Origin of the sequence: Streptomyces sp. NPDC088554 (assembly GCF_044752945.1) — a bacterium.
Classification (GTDB): Bacteria; Actinomycetota; Actinomycetes; order Streptomycetales; family Streptomycetaceae; genus Streptomyces.
The window spans coordinates 115115-129276 of record NZ_JBIVMF010000002.1 but is presented as its reverse complement, the minus strand read 5'-3'; the positions used below and the strand labels follow the sequence as shown (position 1 = coordinate 129276).

At 71.4% G+C, this 14162-nt stretch carries 13 protein-coding genes and 1 tRNA gene; 8 read left to right on the top strand and 6 right to left on the bottom strand.

What is annotated here, in order from left to right:
• Positions 1-76: 76 nt before the first annotated feature.
• Positions 77-598 carry a universal stress protein gene (locus ACIP8W_RS02640; protein ID WP_401952560.1) on the bottom strand — a complete coding sequence of 174 codons (522 nt, stop codon included), beginning with the start codon at positions 596-598 and terminating at the stop codon, positions 77-79.
• Between the two features lie 954 nt (positions 599-1552).
• Between ACIP8W_RS02640 and ACIP8W_RS02635 the strand changes: the two genes are divergently transcribed.
• The 3 genes from ACIP8W_RS02635 to ACIP8W_RS02625 all read left to right on the top strand — a co-directional run bounded on the left by ACIP8W_RS02635 (position 1553) and on the right by ACIP8W_RS02625 (position 3552).
• Positions 1553-2758: a GlxA family transcriptional regulator gene (locus ACIP8W_RS02635; RefSeq protein ID WP_402201675.1), complete on the top strand. Its 1206-nt coding sequence runs from the start codon at positions 1553-1555 to the stop codon at positions 2756-2758.
• A 10-nt stretch (positions 2759-2768) separates the two neighbouring features.
• Positions 2769-3371 (top strand): oligoribonuclease, encoded by a 603-nt coding sequence (gene orn, locus ACIP8W_RS02630; protein ID WP_401952554.1) that lies wholly within the window; start codon positions 2769-2771, stop codon positions 3369-3371.
• 108 nt (positions 3372-3479) lie between these two features.
• Positions 3480-3552: transfer RNA gene (locus tag ACIP8W_RS02625), tRNA-His, on the top strand.
• Positions 3553-3632: 80 nt separating this feature from the next.
• Here ACIP8W_RS02625 and ACIP8W_RS02620 read toward each other — a convergent pair.
• A complete protein-coding gene (locus ACIP8W_RS02620) occupies positions 3633-4691 on the bottom strand; it encodes a LacI family DNA-binding transcriptional regulator (protein ID WP_402152530.1) in 1059 nt (352 codons plus the stop codon).
• A gap of 225 nt (positions 4692-4916) precedes the next feature.
• On the opposite strand from ACIP8W_RS02620, the gene ACIP8W_RS02615 reads away from it, so the two are divergent.
• The 4 genes from ACIP8W_RS02615 (at position 4917) to ACIP8W_RS02600 (ending at position 9771) form a co-directional block, all read left to right on the top strand.
• Positions 4917-6263, top strand: coding sequence for an ABC transporter substrate-binding protein (locus ACIP8W_RS02615; RefSeq protein ID WP_402201672.1), 1347 nt, complete (start codon positions 4917-4919; stop codon positions 6261-6263).
• A gap of 3 nt (positions 6264-6266) precedes the next feature.
• Positions 6267-7265 (top strand): carbohydrate ABC transporter permease, encoded by a 999-nt coding sequence (locus ACIP8W_RS02610; RefSeq protein WP_401952546.1) that lies wholly within the window; start codon positions 6267-6269, stop codon positions 7263-7265.
• A gap of 17 nt (positions 7266-7282) precedes the next feature.
• Positions 7283-8200: a carbohydrate ABC transporter permease gene (locus ACIP8W_RS02605; protein WP_401952544.1), complete on the top strand. Its 918-nt coding sequence runs from the start codon at positions 7283-7285 to the stop codon at positions 8198-8200.
• A 146-nt stretch (positions 8201-8346) separates the two neighbouring features.
• Complete coding sequence (locus tag ACIP8W_RS02600; RefSeq protein WP_401952542.1) at positions 8347-9771, top strand: GH1 family beta-glucosidase; 1425 nt, start codon at positions 8347-8349, stop codon at positions 9769-9771.
• Between the two features lie 7 nt (positions 9772-9778).
• On the opposite strand, the gene ACIP8W_RS02595 is transcribed toward ACIP8W_RS02600, so the two are convergent.
• From ACIP8W_RS02595 to ACIP8W_RS02585, 3 genes are read right to left on the bottom strand one after another with little or no spacing between them, the layout of a single operon-like run.
• Positions 9779-10507 carry a response regulator transcription factor gene (locus ACIP8W_RS02595; protein ID WP_401952539.1) on the bottom strand — a complete coding sequence of 243 codons (729 nt, stop codon included), beginning with the start codon at positions 10505-10507 and terminating at the stop codon, positions 9779-9781.
• 42 nt (positions 10508-10549) lie between these two features.
• Positions 10550-11416, bottom strand: coding sequence for a spermidine synthase (locus tag ACIP8W_RS02590; protein ID WP_401952536.1), 867 nt, complete (start codon positions 11414-11416; stop codon positions 10550-10552).
• 46 nt (positions 11417-11462) lie between these two features.
• Positions 11463-11861, bottom strand: a complete 399-nt coding sequence (locus ACIP8W_RS02585) for a hypothetical protein (protein ID WP_401952534.1) — start codon at positions 11859-11861, stop codon at positions 11463-11465.
• 274 nt (positions 11862-12135) lie between these two features.
• Between ACIP8W_RS02585 and ACIP8W_RS02580 the strand changes: the two genes are divergently transcribed.
• A complete protein-coding gene (locus ACIP8W_RS02580; RefSeq protein ID WP_401952531.1) occupies positions 12136-13521 on the top strand; it encodes a tetratricopeptide repeat protein in 1386 nt (461 codons plus the stop codon).
• Between the two features lie 15 nt (positions 13522-13536).
• On the opposite strand, the gene ACIP8W_RS02575 is transcribed toward ACIP8W_RS02580, so the two are convergent.
• Complete coding sequence (locus ACIP8W_RS02575) at positions 13537-14133, bottom strand: histidine phosphatase family protein (RefSeq protein ID WP_401952528.1); 597 nt, start codon at positions 14131-14133, stop codon at positions 13537-13539.
• Positions 14134-14162 lie beyond the last annotated feature (29 nt).

Below are 14162 nucleotides of genomic sequence, written 5' to 3'. Positions count from 1 at the left end.
CTTTGTTCGAATGCCGACACCGGGCAGGGGAGTTGAGTACGGGGGTTGCGCGCGGGAACCGCAAGGGCTTCCGGCCTTACGGGATCACCACGACGGGGCGCTGCGCGCGGCGCGCGAGCCGTCCCGCGACCGAGCCGAAGATCCGCCCGACGATGCCGTGCGTGGAGCCGACGACGATCGCGTCCGCCGAGTACTCCTGGCCGACCTCCTCCAGCTCGTGACAGATATCACCACCGCGCTCGACCAGGATCCACGGCACCTCGGCGAGATAGTCCGCACAGGCCAGCTCCAGGCCGAGCACCTCGGTGCGGTGGTCCGGCACGTCGACGAAGACCGGGGGTTCGCACCCCGCCCAGACCGTGGTCGGAAGGCGGTTGGCGACATGGACGATGATCAGGCCGGAGCCGAGGCGCCGGGCCATGCCGATGGCATACGCGAGCGCCCGCTCACTGGACATCGAGCCGTCGAAGCCGACGACTACTCCATGCCGGAAGGCGGGGTCGCACGAAGCGCGCGTCTGTTCCGCCGCTTGCAGGTCCGACACGGAGTCGGTCAGCTGCTCGCGGTCTGCGGGTTCTGGGATTTCGTGACCGGCCATGAGTGTCTCGGCGAAGGAAGTCCTCTTGGGAGGGAACAACGACTGACGTGACGGGCGGAACTATATCCACGGGGGAACCTGTGTCCGGGAATCATCTTCCCAACCCCGTACCCCAAAGGGTACGGCGACACTCCTCTCATGCCCAGAGCCGGGCGTCCCACACCCGGTGTTCCAGGGAGCATGCACGAGGCCGCCCAGGATCGCAACGCCGGATGGCCACTACAGCCGTCGGCGCGCGGTGACCGCGCGCCCGTCCCCCTCGTTGGCCATCGGTCACCCACGACCCCCCGGGAGCCCCTCCGTGCCCGTATCTCCGACCGCTCCCAGCCTCGCCGACGCCCTCCGGTGCCCTCCGCCCCCGCCCGGCGCACCGCCGGCCCTCCAGGGGGCCGTGAGGGGCGCGTACGGGGGACCCGGCGCGCGCGGTCCGCCGGGGCGAGCCGTCCGCACCCCCACCGCACCACCCGTCGGACCGTCCAGAAGTCGCCAAACCCGAATCGCCGGACCACCCGTCCGGGGGGCGCGCCGGGGCTCGCGTACTGGCGAGAGAAGTGCGCCGGGACACTGAGCGCATCCCGTAGACACACCCATCACTTTTCAGCCAACTTCGCACTTCAGCAGAACCTTTGGTGAAATGGCCTGCCAACCCCCTTGCCAGCAGGGAAGAAAGGACCGTTACGGTCGATCGCACCCTACGGGGACGGGCCATGCGCGTGAGGCCCACTTCCACTCTCGGCTCCCGAGTGGAACGCTTCGTGATCGAATGCTTCGCGCCAAGTTGCCTTGTCGACATAGCGCCGGTTGGGGAACTTGTCACGCCGGCACCACGGGACACAGTAGATTCGATCATGAGTATCGACGGCTGGGGACCCGTGCAAAACCGAGGGGAATCGTGCAGGAGCGAAAGGCCCGACAAGAACGGGGAGACGCGAACACCGAGGGGGGCTTAGCAGGATGAGCCAGGACTCCACTGCCGTACCGGAGTCGGCACGGAAGCTTTCCGGGCGTCGACGCCGGGAAGTTGTCGCCGTGCTGCTCTTCAGCGGCGGCCCCATCTTCGAGAGCTCCATCCCGCTCTCCGTGTTCGGAATCGACCGCCAGGATGCCGGGGTTCCCCGCTACCGCCTGCTCGTCTGCGGCGGGGAGGACGGTCCGCTGCGCACCACCGGCGGACTCGAACTCACCGCGCCGTACGGCCTGGAGGCGATCAGCAGGGCCGGCACCGTGGTCGTACCGGCGTGGCGGTCGATCACTTCACCGCCACCGCCGGAGGCACTGGACGCGCTGCGCCGTGCCCATGAGGAAGGCGCCAGGATCGTCGGTCTGTGCACCGGCGCGTTCGTACTCGCCGCGGCCGGTCTGCTGGACGGCCGCCCGGCAACGACGCACTGGATGTACGCGCCGACGCTCGCCAAGCGCTATCCGTCCGTACACGTGGATCCGAGAGAGCTGTTCGTCGATGACGGCGACGTACTCACATCAGCAGGCACAGCGGCCGGAATCGATCTGTGCCTGCACATAGTCCGGACCGATCACGGCGCGGAGGCCGCGGGCGCGCTCGCCCGCAGGCTGGTCGTACCGCCGCGCCGCAGCGGCGGTCAGGAGCGCTATCTGGACAGGTCTTTACCAGAGGAAATCGGCTCCGACCCGCTCGCCGAGGTCGTTGCCTGGGCGCTGGAGCATCTGCACGAGCAATTCGACGTGGAGACGCTCGCGGCCCGCGCGTACATGAGCCGCCGGACCTTCGACCGGCGGTTCCGGTCGCTGACCGGGAGCGCGCCGCTCCAGTGGCTGATCACCCAGCGGGTGCTTCAGGCACAGCGGCTGCTGGAGACCTCCGACTACTCGGTCGACGAGGTCGCCGGACGCTGCGGCTTCCGCTCACCGGTGGCGCTGCGCGGGCACTTCCGGCGTCAGCTGGGCTCCTCCCCCGCGGCCTACCGGTCCGCCTACCGGGCCAGACGGCCCCAGGGCGAGCCGATGCCACAGGGGGTCATGGAGTCGGTCGGGCCCTCGCAGGCATCGCCGCACTCCAGGAGATCGGCGGGCGGGCCGGGGCACGGTCCGGGACCGGTTCCGGACCACCTGAAATCCGGTTCCGACATGTACGCGACAGGTTCGGGACGTCCGAGTCTGCCCGGTCAGCGGAGCGCCCCGTAGGGTAGTCCGTATGAACGATCGAATGGTGTGGATCGACTGCGAGATGACCGGGCTCTCGCTGACGGACGACGCACTCATCGAGGTGGCCGCGCTGGTCACCGACTCGGAACTGAACGTGCTCGGTGAAGGGGTGGACATCGTGATCCGCCCGCCGGACGCGGCGCTGGAGACCATGCCCGAGGTGGTGCGGCAGATGCACACCGCCTCGGGACTCCTCGACGAGCTGGCGGGCGGCACCACGCTCGCGGCCGCCGAGGAGCAGGTCCTGGCGTACGTACGCGAGCATGTGAAGGAGCCCGGCAAGGCACCGCTGTGCGGGAACACGGTCGGCACCGACCGCGGCTTCCTGCTGCGCGACATGGGGACGCTGGAGAGCTATCTCCACTACCGCATCGTCGACGTCTCCTCGGTCAAGGAACTGGCCCGCCGCTGGTACCCGCGGGCCTACTTCAACAGCCCGGAGAAGAGCGGCAACCACCGCGCGCTCGCGGACATCCGCGAATCCATCGCGGAGCTGCGTTACTACCGGGAGGCGGTCTTCGTGCCGCAGCCGGGTCCGGACTCGGACACGGCCAAGCAGATCGCCGCGAAGCACGTGCTGCGCGGGGGCTGAGCCAGGGTTCCGACCCTGGTCCGGCCCTCGTTCAAAGGCTGGTGCGAGCACCCTCGCAGACCCTGTACACTTTTTCTCGGCCGGTCAGAAAAGACCGAGCCGGGCATGGTGGGTATAGCTCAGCTGGTAGAGCACCTGGTTGTGGTCCAGGATGTCGCGGGTTCAAGTCCCGTTACTCACCCTCTTCGAAGAGGCCGTTCATTCGCGCGAGCGAGTGGGCGGCCTCTTTCGTGTGCCTCGCCCCCGCCCCGCCCGCGGGATTCAGGACGAGTCCCGCACCACCAGCTCGGTGGGCAGGACGATCCGCTCCGGTACGGGCAGGGCGGAGCCGCCCGCCGTGATGCGGGACAGCACCAGCCCGGCCATCGCGCGGCCCATCTCCTCGATGGGCTGCCGGACGCTGGTCAGCGGCGGGTCCATATGGCGGGCCACCGCGGAGTCGTCGAAGCCGACGAGCGCCACATCGTCCGGGATACGGCGCCCGGCCGCCCGGAGGGTCTGACGGGCGCCCGCGGCCATCACGTCGGAGGCGGCGAAGACCGCGTCCAGCCCCGGGCGGCGGGCCAGCAGCTCGGCCATGGCGCGCCGGCCGCCGTCCTCGGTGAAGTCCCCGACGGCGACCAGCCCGGGGTCGGGGGCGTGGCCCGCCGCCGCGAGGGCCCGGTGGTAGCCGTCGAGGCGGCAGGCGGCTCCGTACACCTCCGGCCGGCCCGTGATGGTCGCGATGGAGCGGCGGCCCCGGGAGAGCAGATGGGCGACGGCCGCCCCGGCCCCCGCGGTGTTGTCGGAGTCGACCGAGGGCAGCGGCTCGGACGCCGAACGGGGGCCGCTGATGACCGTCGGGAGGCCGGTCCGGGTCAGCAGCTCGGGCAGCGGGTCATCGGCGCGTACGGAGACCAGCAGCGCGCCGTCCGCCCGGTGCGCGGCGAGGTACTGGGCGAGGCGGCGGCGCTCCCGGGGGCCGCCCGCGAAGGTCAGCAGCAGCTGCATACCGGTGTCCGCGAGGGCCTCGCCGACGCCGCTGACGATCCCCGAGAAGTACGGCTCGGCGAAGAACCGCTCCTCGGGCTCGGGCACCACCAGGGCGATGGCGTCCGCGCGGTTGGCGGCGAGGGCGCGGGCCGCCCTGTTCGGGACGTACCCCAGCTCCACGACGGCCCGCTCGACGGCGGCCCTGGTCTGCTCGCTGACCCGGGGCGAGCCGTTGATCACCCGGGAGACCGTGCCGCGGCCGACCCCGGCCCGCGCGGCCACCTCTTCGAGCGTGGGCAGCCGCCCGCCGCGCCGCCCGCCATACCCACGCACTCCCCGAGATGCCATTTCCGCCTCCGGCAAACGAATCCGTTCGAGTCCAGCCAGGTCCCTTGACACCCCTACGGGGACGGGCGACCCTTCAACACATCACACATGGGAGCGCTCCCACCGTACCCGACCCATTCATGCCCCGCACGTTGCCCGACCGCGCCGGACCCCCCTCACGACCCCCCGCGGGCGGCACAGCAGTTGGCCGGAGGCCCGGCACGTCGGTGCAACTAGGAGGACGTCATGCGTACACGTATTCGTTCGTCCCGCCGGGCGGTGGTCCTCGCGGCCGTCGTCGCCCTCGGCGCCGGAGCACTGGGCGGCTGCTCCGAGGACAGTGGGGACGAGCCCGTCGGCAAGGCGACGACCAGCGCGGCCGGGGGCGGTGGCGGGAAGACGACGACCACGCTCACCCTGGGGCTCTTCGGCGCCTTCGGCTACGAGGAGGCCGGGCTCTACGAGCAGTACATGAAGCTCCACCCCGACATCAAGATCGAACAGACCACGATCCAGCGCAACGACAACTACTATCCGCCGCTCCTCACCCATCTGGGTACCGGCAGCGGGCTCTCCGACATCCAGGGCGTCGAGGTCGCCAACATCACCGAGATCACCACCACCCAGGCGGACAAGCTGATGGATCTCGGCAAGGCCGACGGCGTGCGGAAGGACAACTTCCTCGACTGGAAGTGGGCGCAGGCGACCAACCAGGCGGGGAAGACCATCGGCCTCGGCACCGACATCGGCCCCACCGGCATCTGCTACCGCAAGGACCTCTTCGCCAAGGCGGGGCTGCCCACCGACCGCGCGGCGGTCAGCGCGCTGTGGGCGGGCGACTGGCGGAAGTACCTGGAGGCAGGGAAGGCGTTCAAGGCCAAGGCGCCCAAGGGCGCCGCCTTCGTCGACTCGGCGAGCGGGGTGATGGCCGTCGTCAACGGGAGCAGCGCGGAGCGGTTCTACGACAAGGACGGAAAGATCGTCTACAAGACCAGCCCCGCCGTGAAGGAGGGCTGGGACATCGCCGCCGCCTTCGCCGAGGAGGGGCTGACCGCCAAGCTCCAGCAGTTCACGCCCGCCTGGGACCAGGCGTTCGCCAACAGCGCCTTCGCCACCATCTCCTGCCCGCCCTGGATGCTCGGTTACATCCAGGACAAGGCCGGCGCCACCGGCAAGGGCAAGTGGGACATGGCGGAGGCCCCCAGGCCCAGCAGCTGGGGCGGCGCGTTCCTGACCGTGCCCGAGGTCGGCAGGAACAAGGCGGAGGCCGCCAAGCTCGCCGCCTGGCTGACCGCCCCCGAACAGCAGGCCACCCTCTTCGAGAAGCGCGGCAGCTTCCCGAGCGCGAAGGCCGCCTACGCCCTGCCCGCGGTGGCGGACGCCAAGCACGCGTACTTCGACAACGCGCCGATCGGACAGCTCTTCACGAAGGCCGCCGAGGGCATCCCGCTCCAGATCCTGGGCCCGAAGGACAACATCATCGCCCAGAACCTGGCCGACGTCGGGATGCTCCAGGTCGACCAGAAGGGCAAGTCCTCCAAGGACGGCTGGAACGCCGCCGTGAAGGCGATCGACAACGCGCTGGACCAGTGACCGATGTCCGCCGACACATCCGCCGCACCCGCCGCGCCCACCGAGCAGGAGGGCGCGGCCCCGGCCCGGGAGGCCGCCGAGGAGCGGCGCCGGGAGCGGCGCAGCCGCCGGTACCGCCGGGACGTCCGGTGGAGCCCGTACGCCTTCATCGCTCCGTTCTTCGTCTTCTTCCTGGCCTTCGGGCTCTTCCCGCTCCTCTACACCGGCTGGGCGGCGCTGCACCGGGTGGAGCTGACCGCGCCCAACGACATGGAGTGGGTGGGGCTGCGGAACTTCTCGCGGCTGCTGGGTGACGAGTTCTTCTGGAACGCGCTGCGGAACACGCTCACCATCGGGGTGCTCTCCACCGTTCCGCAGCTGCTGATGGCACTGGGGATCGCGCATCTGCTCAACTACCGGCTGCGCGGCTCGATGTTCTTCCGGGTCGCCGTGCTCACTCCGTACGCCACCTCGGTGGCCGCCGCGACGCTCGTCTTCGTGCTGCTCTTCGGCCGGGACTACGGGATGATCAACTGGGCGCTGGGGGTCGTCGGTTTCGACGGCGTCGACTGGCAGAACGGCACCTGGACCTCGCAGTTCGCGGTCTCCACCATCGTCATCTGGCGGTGGACCGGCTACAACGCGCTGATCTATCTGGCGGCGATGCAGTCGATCCCCGACGATCTGTACGAGTCGGCGGCGCTGGACGGGGCCTCGCGCTGGCAGCAGTTCCTCCATGTGACCGTGCCGTCGCTGCGGCCGACCATCCTGTTCACCATCGTGGTCTCGACGATAGGGGCGACCCAGCTCTTCGGGGAGCCGCTGCTGTTCAACGGCGCCGGGGGCGCGAACGGCGGATCCGACCACCAGTTCCAGACGCTCGGGCTCTATCTGTACGAACAGGGCTGGGTCAATCTGCATCTGGGCCGGGCCTCGGCCATCGCCTGGACGATGTTCCTGATCCTGCTGCTCATCGGCGCGGTGAACTGGCTCATCGCCCGTCGTCTGCGCAAGAGTTCGTAAGGCTGGTGGGGAGAGACATGTCGACGACTTCGCAGACCCGCACCGCGCCCCGGCCGCCGAAGGACCCCTCGGCCCCGGCCACGGCGCCGGTGTCCGGCAGGCGCGGCGCGGGCCGGCAGCTGCACGCCGGGAAGCTCACCTACGCCGTGCTGACCCTCTTCGCCCTCGGTTCGCTGTTCCCGCTGGTGTGGACGGCCATCGCGGCGTCCCGCAACAACACCCGGCTCGCGCAGACGCCCCCGCCGTTCTGGTTCGGCGGGAACCTCTTCAAGAACCTGGAGATCGCCTGGACCGACGCCAACATGGGCACCGCCCTGTTCAACACCACCCTCGTGGCCGGATCCATCGCCACGGGCACGGTGCTCTTCTCGACGCTGGCCGGATTCGCCTTCGCCAAACTGCGCTTCCGGTTCCAGAACCTGCTGCTGCTGATGGTGATCGGCACGATGATGGTGCCGCCGCAGCTCAGTGTCGTACCGCTCTACATGCTGATCGCCGAGCTGTCCTGGACCGACCAGCTCCAGTCCGTGATCCTGCCGACCCTGGTCAGCGCCTTCGGGGTGTTCTTCATGCGGCAGTATCTGACCGGGGCGCTGCCCATCGAGCTGGTCGAGGCGGCCAGGATGGACGGCGCGAGCAGCTGGCGTGTCGTGTGGCATGTCGTCTTCCCCGCCGCGCGGCCCGCGATGGCCGTGCTGGGGATGCTCACCTTCGTGATGGCCTGGAACGACTTCTTCTGGCCCATCATCGCGCTGACCCAGAACGGCAGCCCCACCGTGCAGGTGGCGCTGACCGGGCTCGGCCGCGGCTACATCCCCGACCAGTCGGTGATCATGGCCGGCGCGCTGCTGGGCACGCTGCCGCTGCTGATCGCCTTCGTGATCTTCGGCAAGCACATCGTCGGCGGCATCATGCAGGGCGCCGTCAAGGGCTGACCTTCTCGTGCCGGGGCCGGGTTCGCGCCCGGTCCCGGCACCGGGCGCGGACCCGTGTGCGAGCGCCCCGGTGTCCGAGAAGTCCCGCCGTCCCCGGGCCTGTTCGTACCTCACCCCCCATCCCTACGGTCATTGGGAGCTGCATCATGTCCGAAACCTTTCCTCCGGGCTTCCTGTGGGGCACCGCCACGGCCGCCTACCAGATAGAGGGCGCGCCACAGGAGAACGGCCGTACGCCCTCCATCTGGGACACGTTCAGCCATACCCCCGGCAAGACCGCGCGGGGCGAGACCGGCGACGTGGCCGTGGACCACTTCCACCGCAGGGCCGAGGACGTCCGGCTGATGGCGGACCTCAAGGTCAACGCGTACCGTTTCTCGGTCTCGTGGTCGCGGGTGCAGCCCACCGGGCGCGGGCCCGCCGTCCAGCGCGGGCTGGACTTCTACCGGGGGCTGGTCGACGATCTGCTCGACCACGGCATCGAGCCCGTCCTGACGCTGTACCACTGGGACCTGCCGCAGGAGCTGGAGGCGGCGGGCGGCTGGCCGGCGCGCGAGACGGCGTACCGGTTCGCGGAGTACGCGCGGACCGTCGGGGAGGCGCTGGGCGACCGGGTGGTGCGCTGGACGACGCTCAACGAGCCCTGGTGCAGCGCGTTCCTCGGGTACGCCTCCGGGGTCCATGCCCCGGGCCGTACGGATCCGGTGGCCGCCCTGCGGGCCGCGCACCACCTCAACCTCGGCCACGGGCTGGCCGCCCAGGCGCTGCGTTCGGTGCTCCCGGCGCGCGGACAGGTGTCGGTGAGCCTCAACCCGTCGTGCGTAAGGCCGCTGACGCGGTCGCCGCAGGACCTGAACGCGCGGCGGCGGATCGACGCCCTCGCCAACCGGATCTTCAGCGGTCCGATGCTGGGCGGCGGCTATCCCGAGGACCTGTTCGCGGACACCGCGCGGCTCACGGACTGGTCCTTCGTCCACGACGGGGACGAGGCGGTGAGCAGGCAGCCGCTGGACTCGCTGGGCATCAACTACTACCAGCCCACGGTGGTCTCGGCGACCGCGGCGCCGGCGGCGGGCGCCAACGGCGGCCATGGCGCGAGCGATCACTCGCCCTGGCCGGGCGCCGAGGCCATCGCCTTCCACCAGCCGCCCGGCGAGCAGACCGAGATGGGCTGGTCGGTGGATCCGAGCGGGCTGTACGACCTGCTGACGCGCTATGCGCGCGAGGCTCCGGGGCTGCCCCTCATGGTCACCGAGAACGGCGCCGCCTACCCCGACAAGCCGGGCGCCGACGGCACGGTCCACGACCCGGACCGGATCCGCTATCTGCACGGCCACCTGTCGGCGGTCCGGCGCGCGATCGGCGACGGCGCCGATGTGCGCGGCTACTTCCTCTGGTCGCTGCTGGACAACTTCGAGTGGGCGTACGGGTACGGCAAGCGCTTCGGCGCGATCCACGTCGACTACGAGACCCAGCGCCGTACCCCCAAGTCCAGCGCCCGCTGGTACGCGAGGCTGGCGGCCACGGGCACGCTGCCCCCGGTGCCCGGCTGGGAGCCCGACGGCGCGTGAGGGCCGGTCAGGGCCCGGGGCGGAGCGGGCCGGGACGGGTCCTGTCCCGGCCCGGCGGTTCCAGCTTCACCCCGACGCCCCGCAGGGTGTGCAGATAGCGCGGCCGGGCCGCGCTCTCGCCGAGCTTCCTGCGCAGCCAGGACAGATGGACGTCGACGGTCCGCTTGTCGCCGTACGACTGCTGCCACACCCGGGCGAGCAGCTCCATCCGGGGGACGACGATCCCGGGGCGCGCGGCGAGGAAGGCCAGCAGGTCGAACTCGCGCCGGGTCAGCTCCAGCGGCCTGCCGTCGAGTTCGGCCTGTCTTCGGATCGGGTCGACGGTGAGTCCGCCGGCCCGCAGGACGCGCGGCGGCGCGGCGGCGCCGTCGGCGGAGCGCGACCGGCGCAGGACGGCGGCCATCCTGGCGGAGAGGTGCTCGACGGAGAACGGCTTGACGAGGTAGTCGTCGGCGCCGTCGTTGAGCAGTTGGACGATCGCCGCCTCGTCGTCCCGTTCGGTGGCGATGATCACCGGTACATCGGTGATACGGCGCAGCATCCGCAGCGTCTGCGCCCCGTCGAGATCGGGCAGCCCGAGGTCGAGGACGACCACGTCGAAGCGGAAACCGGCCACTTCGCGCAGCGCCTCCAGGGCGGTGCCCGCGCTCCGTACGGTGTGGGAGGCCCCGCTCAGGTGTCTGATGAGGGCGGAGCGTACGAACTGGTCGTCCTCGACCACGAGCACACTGGGCATGGGCGGCACCGTACGCCATCCGGGGGACGCGGACGCCGGTGTTCAGTTCTTGAACGCACCGGCCGGGGGCGCGGGTGACGCCTTGGCGCTCGCGTCCGTCACCACGGCGGCGCCCCCGGTGAAGTCGGTCAGCGCCCGCCCGTGCTCGACCCGCCCCGGGTGCGGGTCGCCCGCGATCCGGCGGGTCAGCCCGGCGACGGGCAGCTCGCGGGCGGAGGCGAGGAGTACGGCGTTCCCGAAGAGCCGTCCGCGCAGGACGGCCGGGTCGGCGGCGAGCGCGAGGTGGGCGAAGACCGTGGCGGCGGTGGAGATCTGGCCGCGCAGATAGGCGAGCGGCGGGCCGTCCGTGAGGTTGGCGGCGTAGCAGCCGTCGGGGCGCAGCGCCCTGCGTACGTCGGTGAGGAACTCGGCGCTGGTCAGATGCGCCGGGGTGCGGGCGCCGTCGAACACGTCGGCGATGACCAGATCGGCCCAGCCGTCGGGCACCTTGGCGAGCCCGGCACGGGCGTCCAGCGAGCGCACCCGGATCCGCGCGCCCGGGTCGAGCGGCAGGTGTGCGCGTACGAACCGGACGAGGGCCGCGTCCCGTTCGGCGATCTGCTGGGTGGAGCGGGGGCGGGTGGCCGCGACATAGCGGGCGAGGGTGAAGGCGCCGCCGCCGAGATGCACGACGTGCAGGGGCTGTCCGGCGGGGGCGACGAGGTCGATGACGTGGCCGAGCCTGCGCTGGTACGCGAAGGACAGGTGCGCGGGGTCGTCGAGGTCGACGTGGGACTGCGGGGCGCCGTCGAGCAGCAGCGTACGGGCGTGGGGGCGCTCGCGGTCCGGTATCAGCTCGGCGATACCGCCGTCGACGGTCTCGACGACGGATTCGTCCTGGTCACGCGCACGGCGCCGGTTCTTTGCCACCCGTCCATTGTGTCGGGTGGCGGGAGCGGGCGTACGGACGGAGGCGTCAGTGGCAGCGGTCCGCGGCCTCGATCAGCCGGGCGGCCTCGTCGAGCGCCTCGCGGAGCACCGCCGGGTCCGTGACCGGTCCCGTGGTGTCGGGCGGGAGCAGCCAGCCCGTACCGGTGACCGGGGGGGCGTCGACGGGGATGCGCAGGCCCCTGCCGTTGGTCTGCGTACAGGCGCTGCCCGGCATGTCCCACTCGGCGGCGGTGCCCGGCGGCACCAGGAAGCCGAGGGTGTCGCAGGGTCCGTCGTGGAGCACGGGCCCCACCGCCGGGGTGGCTCCGCGCCGCAGGATGTCGACGGCTTCGAGCCCCTGCCGGGCCGGAACCGTCACCAGATCGCACGGTTGCCCGGCGTCAACGGGATGCGCGTCGAACTCCATACCGACCTCCAGCTCCATCAGGGGAACACCTCGGGGGAAGACCGTTCCTCGGGGGGTTCAACGCGGCACGGCGTCAACGGCTACGGCGGCACGCCGCCGCAAAGGATGGCATTTCATGGCGGATCGCGGGCGAGAAATCCGATTTGTAGGCAAACCCTGTGTATCGCTTCCGTCGCAGACGGTACGTTCTTGATCCGCCGGAACAACCGGTGCGGGTCACCCACCTGCTCGGATCGCGATCCCCCGGGCGGGCCCGCGGCACCACACCGCTGTACCAGGAGAGGGCTCGGCCATGGCGTCGTCTCGGGCAGTTCCCAACCTCGCCTTCCGCCGACTGCGCGCACAGCGCTCGCCGGGGGAGTTCGCCGCCGCCGTACGCAGGGCCGCACGGGAGATCGGCGAGCAGGTCGCCTGCGACGCACGGTACATCGGCCGCGTGGAGGCGGGCGAGATCCGCTGCCCCAACTACGCGTACGAACGGGTCTTCCTCCACATGTTCCCCGGGCAGACCCTCCAGGACCTGGGCTTCTCCGCGCGTGAGGACGTACGCGGCAGAGCGGCGCGGGTCACCGCTCCGACCCCGGCGTTCCCCCCCACGAACCACCACAGCGAAACCAGCGAGGAGAGCGACGTGCTGCGTCGCGCGTTCATGACAGGCGGCTCCGCCACCATGATGGCCGCCACCCTCGGCCTCGGCGGTACGCCCGCCGCGGCCGCTTCCCCCCGGCCGCCCATCCCGTCCGCCTTCCCGGTCATCCCCTCCCCCCGGCGGGTCGGCGACGCGGAGGTGCTGGCCGTCGAGGACGCCGTACGGCGGATCAGACTGCTCGACGACCGGCACGGCGCCGACGGCCTCTACAGACGCGCCGCCGAACCGCTGCGCGCCGCGTACGCGCTGCTCGACGCGGGTACGGCCACCCGTCAGGCCACCGCCGACCGGCTGCACTCGGGCGCGGGCGAGCTGGCGGTCTCGGTGGGCTGGCTGGCCCATGACTCGGGGCGGTACGACGACGCCCGCTCGTACTACGCGGAGGCGCTGGCCACCGCGCGGGTCGCGGGCGATCCGGGGCTGGAGGCGCACGCCTTCTCCAACATGTCGTTCCTGGCCAGGGACTCCGGCCGGTACCGGGAGGCGGTACGGGCCGCGCAGGCGGGCCGGCTCGCGGCCCGGCACCTGGGCTCGCCCCGGCTGCTGTCGCTGCTCGCGCTGCGGGAGGCGGCCGGGTGGGCCCGGCTCGACGACCGCGCGGGGTGCGAACAGTCCCTGGCCCAGGCACATGACCTCTTCGGGCGCGGCCCCTCGGACGCCGACCCCGAGTGGATGTCCTTCTTCGGTGAACCGGAGCTGGAGGCACAGGTCGCGCTCTGCCACGCGGCGCTGGGCGACTGGCGGACGGCGGCGCGCCACGCGTACCGCGCGACGGTCCTCCAGGACCCGCACTTCGCCCGTAACCTCGCGCTCTACCGCGCCGAGCTGGCCACCGACCTGGCGCGTGCGGGCTCCCCGGACGAGGCCGCGGCCGCGGGCCACCGGGTGCTCGACCTGCTGGACGAGGTCCAGTCCTCCCGTATCCACACCAAACTCGCGGTCACGGTCAGGATCCTGCGGCCGCAGCGCCGGCTGCCGGAGGTGGACGCCTTCCTGGAGCGGCACTCCGCGGCCAATGCCCGCAGGTGAGCGGGGGCCCGTCCGTCAGACCGTCAGATGCCCGGTGTCGTTCCAGACCTGGATCGCGGGCATGCCGTACGCCCAGTTCAGCACCGACAGAGACGTCGGGTCGAGCCTGATCCGGGCGGCGAACGCGATGTCCTCGCCCAGCCAGCGCGCGCCGATCGCGCGCAGGATGTGGCCGTGGGCGAAGACCAGGACATCCCGGTCGGCCGAGCGCGCCCAGGCGACGACCTCGTCGGCGCGGGCCGCGAGCTGCTCCAGGGTCTCGCCGTCCGGGACGCCGTCGCGCCAGATCAGCCAGTCGGGGCGGTCCGCCTTGATCTGCGCGGGGGTCAGCCCTTCGTACGCGCCGTAGTCGAACTCCATCAGCGCGTCCCACGGCTCGGCCCGCTCGCCGAAGCCCGCCAGCGCGCAGGTCTCGCTCGCGCGGGACAGCGGGCTGGTGCGGATCTCCGCCCCGGCCAGCCCCGACCAGGGCGCGCGGTGCAGCCGCTCCCCCAGTGACTTGGCGCCCTGGCGGCCCTCCTCCAGCAGGGGTATGTCCGTTCTGCCGGTGTGCTGTCCGGACCGCGACCAGGAGGTCTGGCCGTGCCGGGCGAGCAGGATGCGCGGTGCCATGGTGGTACTCCCTGAGGTTCACAACGGGT

Bases quoted from the DNA above. Each gene is read 5' to 3' on its own strand.
- ACIP8W_RS02640 (WP_401952560.1), bottom strand. From the start codon at position 598: ATGGCCGGTCACGAAATCCCAGAACCCGCAGACCGCGAGCAGCTGACC.
- ACIP8W_RS02635 (WP_402201675.1), top strand. From the start codon at position 1,553: ATGAGCCAGGACTCCACTGCCGTACCGGAGTCGGCACGGAAGCTTTCC.
- orn (WP_401952554.1), top strand. From the start codon at position 2,769: ATGAACGATCGAATGGTGTGGATCGACTGCGAGATGACCGGGCTCTCG.
- ACIP8W_RS02620 (WP_402152530.1), bottom strand. From the start codon at position 4,691: ATGGCATCTCGGGGAGTGCGTGGGTATGGCGGGCGGCGCGGCGGGCGG.
- ACIP8W_RS02615 (WP_402201672.1), top strand. From the start codon at position 4,917: ATGCGTACACGTATTCGTTCGTCCCGCCGGGCGGTGGTCCTCGCGGCC.
- ACIP8W_RS02610 (WP_401952546.1), top strand. From the start codon at position 6,267: ATGTCCGCCGACACATCCGCCGCACCCGCCGCGCCCACCGAGCAGGAG.
- ACIP8W_RS02605 (WP_401952544.1), top strand. From the start codon at position 7,283: ATGTCGACGACTTCGCAGACCCGCACCGCGCCCCGGCCGCCGAAGGAC.
- ACIP8W_RS02600 (WP_401952542.1), top strand. From the start codon at position 8,347: ATGTCCGAAACCTTTCCTCCGGGCTTCCTGTGGGGCACCGCCACGGCC.
- ACIP8W_RS02595 (WP_401952539.1), bottom strand. From the start codon at position 10,507: ATGCCCAGTGTGCTCGTGGTCGAGGACGACCAGTTCGTACGCTCCGCC.
- ACIP8W_RS02585 (WP_401952534.1), bottom strand. From the start codon at position 11,861: ATGGAGCTGGAGGTCGGTATGGAGTTCGACGCGCATCCCGTTGACGCC.
- ACIP8W_RS02580 (WP_401952531.1), top strand. From the start codon at position 12,136: ATGGCGTCGTCTCGGGCAGTTCCCAACCTCGCCTTCCGCCGACTGCGC.
- ACIP8W_RS02575 (WP_401952528.1), bottom strand. From the start codon at position 14,133: ATGGCACCGCGCATCCTGCTCGCCCGGCACGGCCAGACCTCCTGGTCG.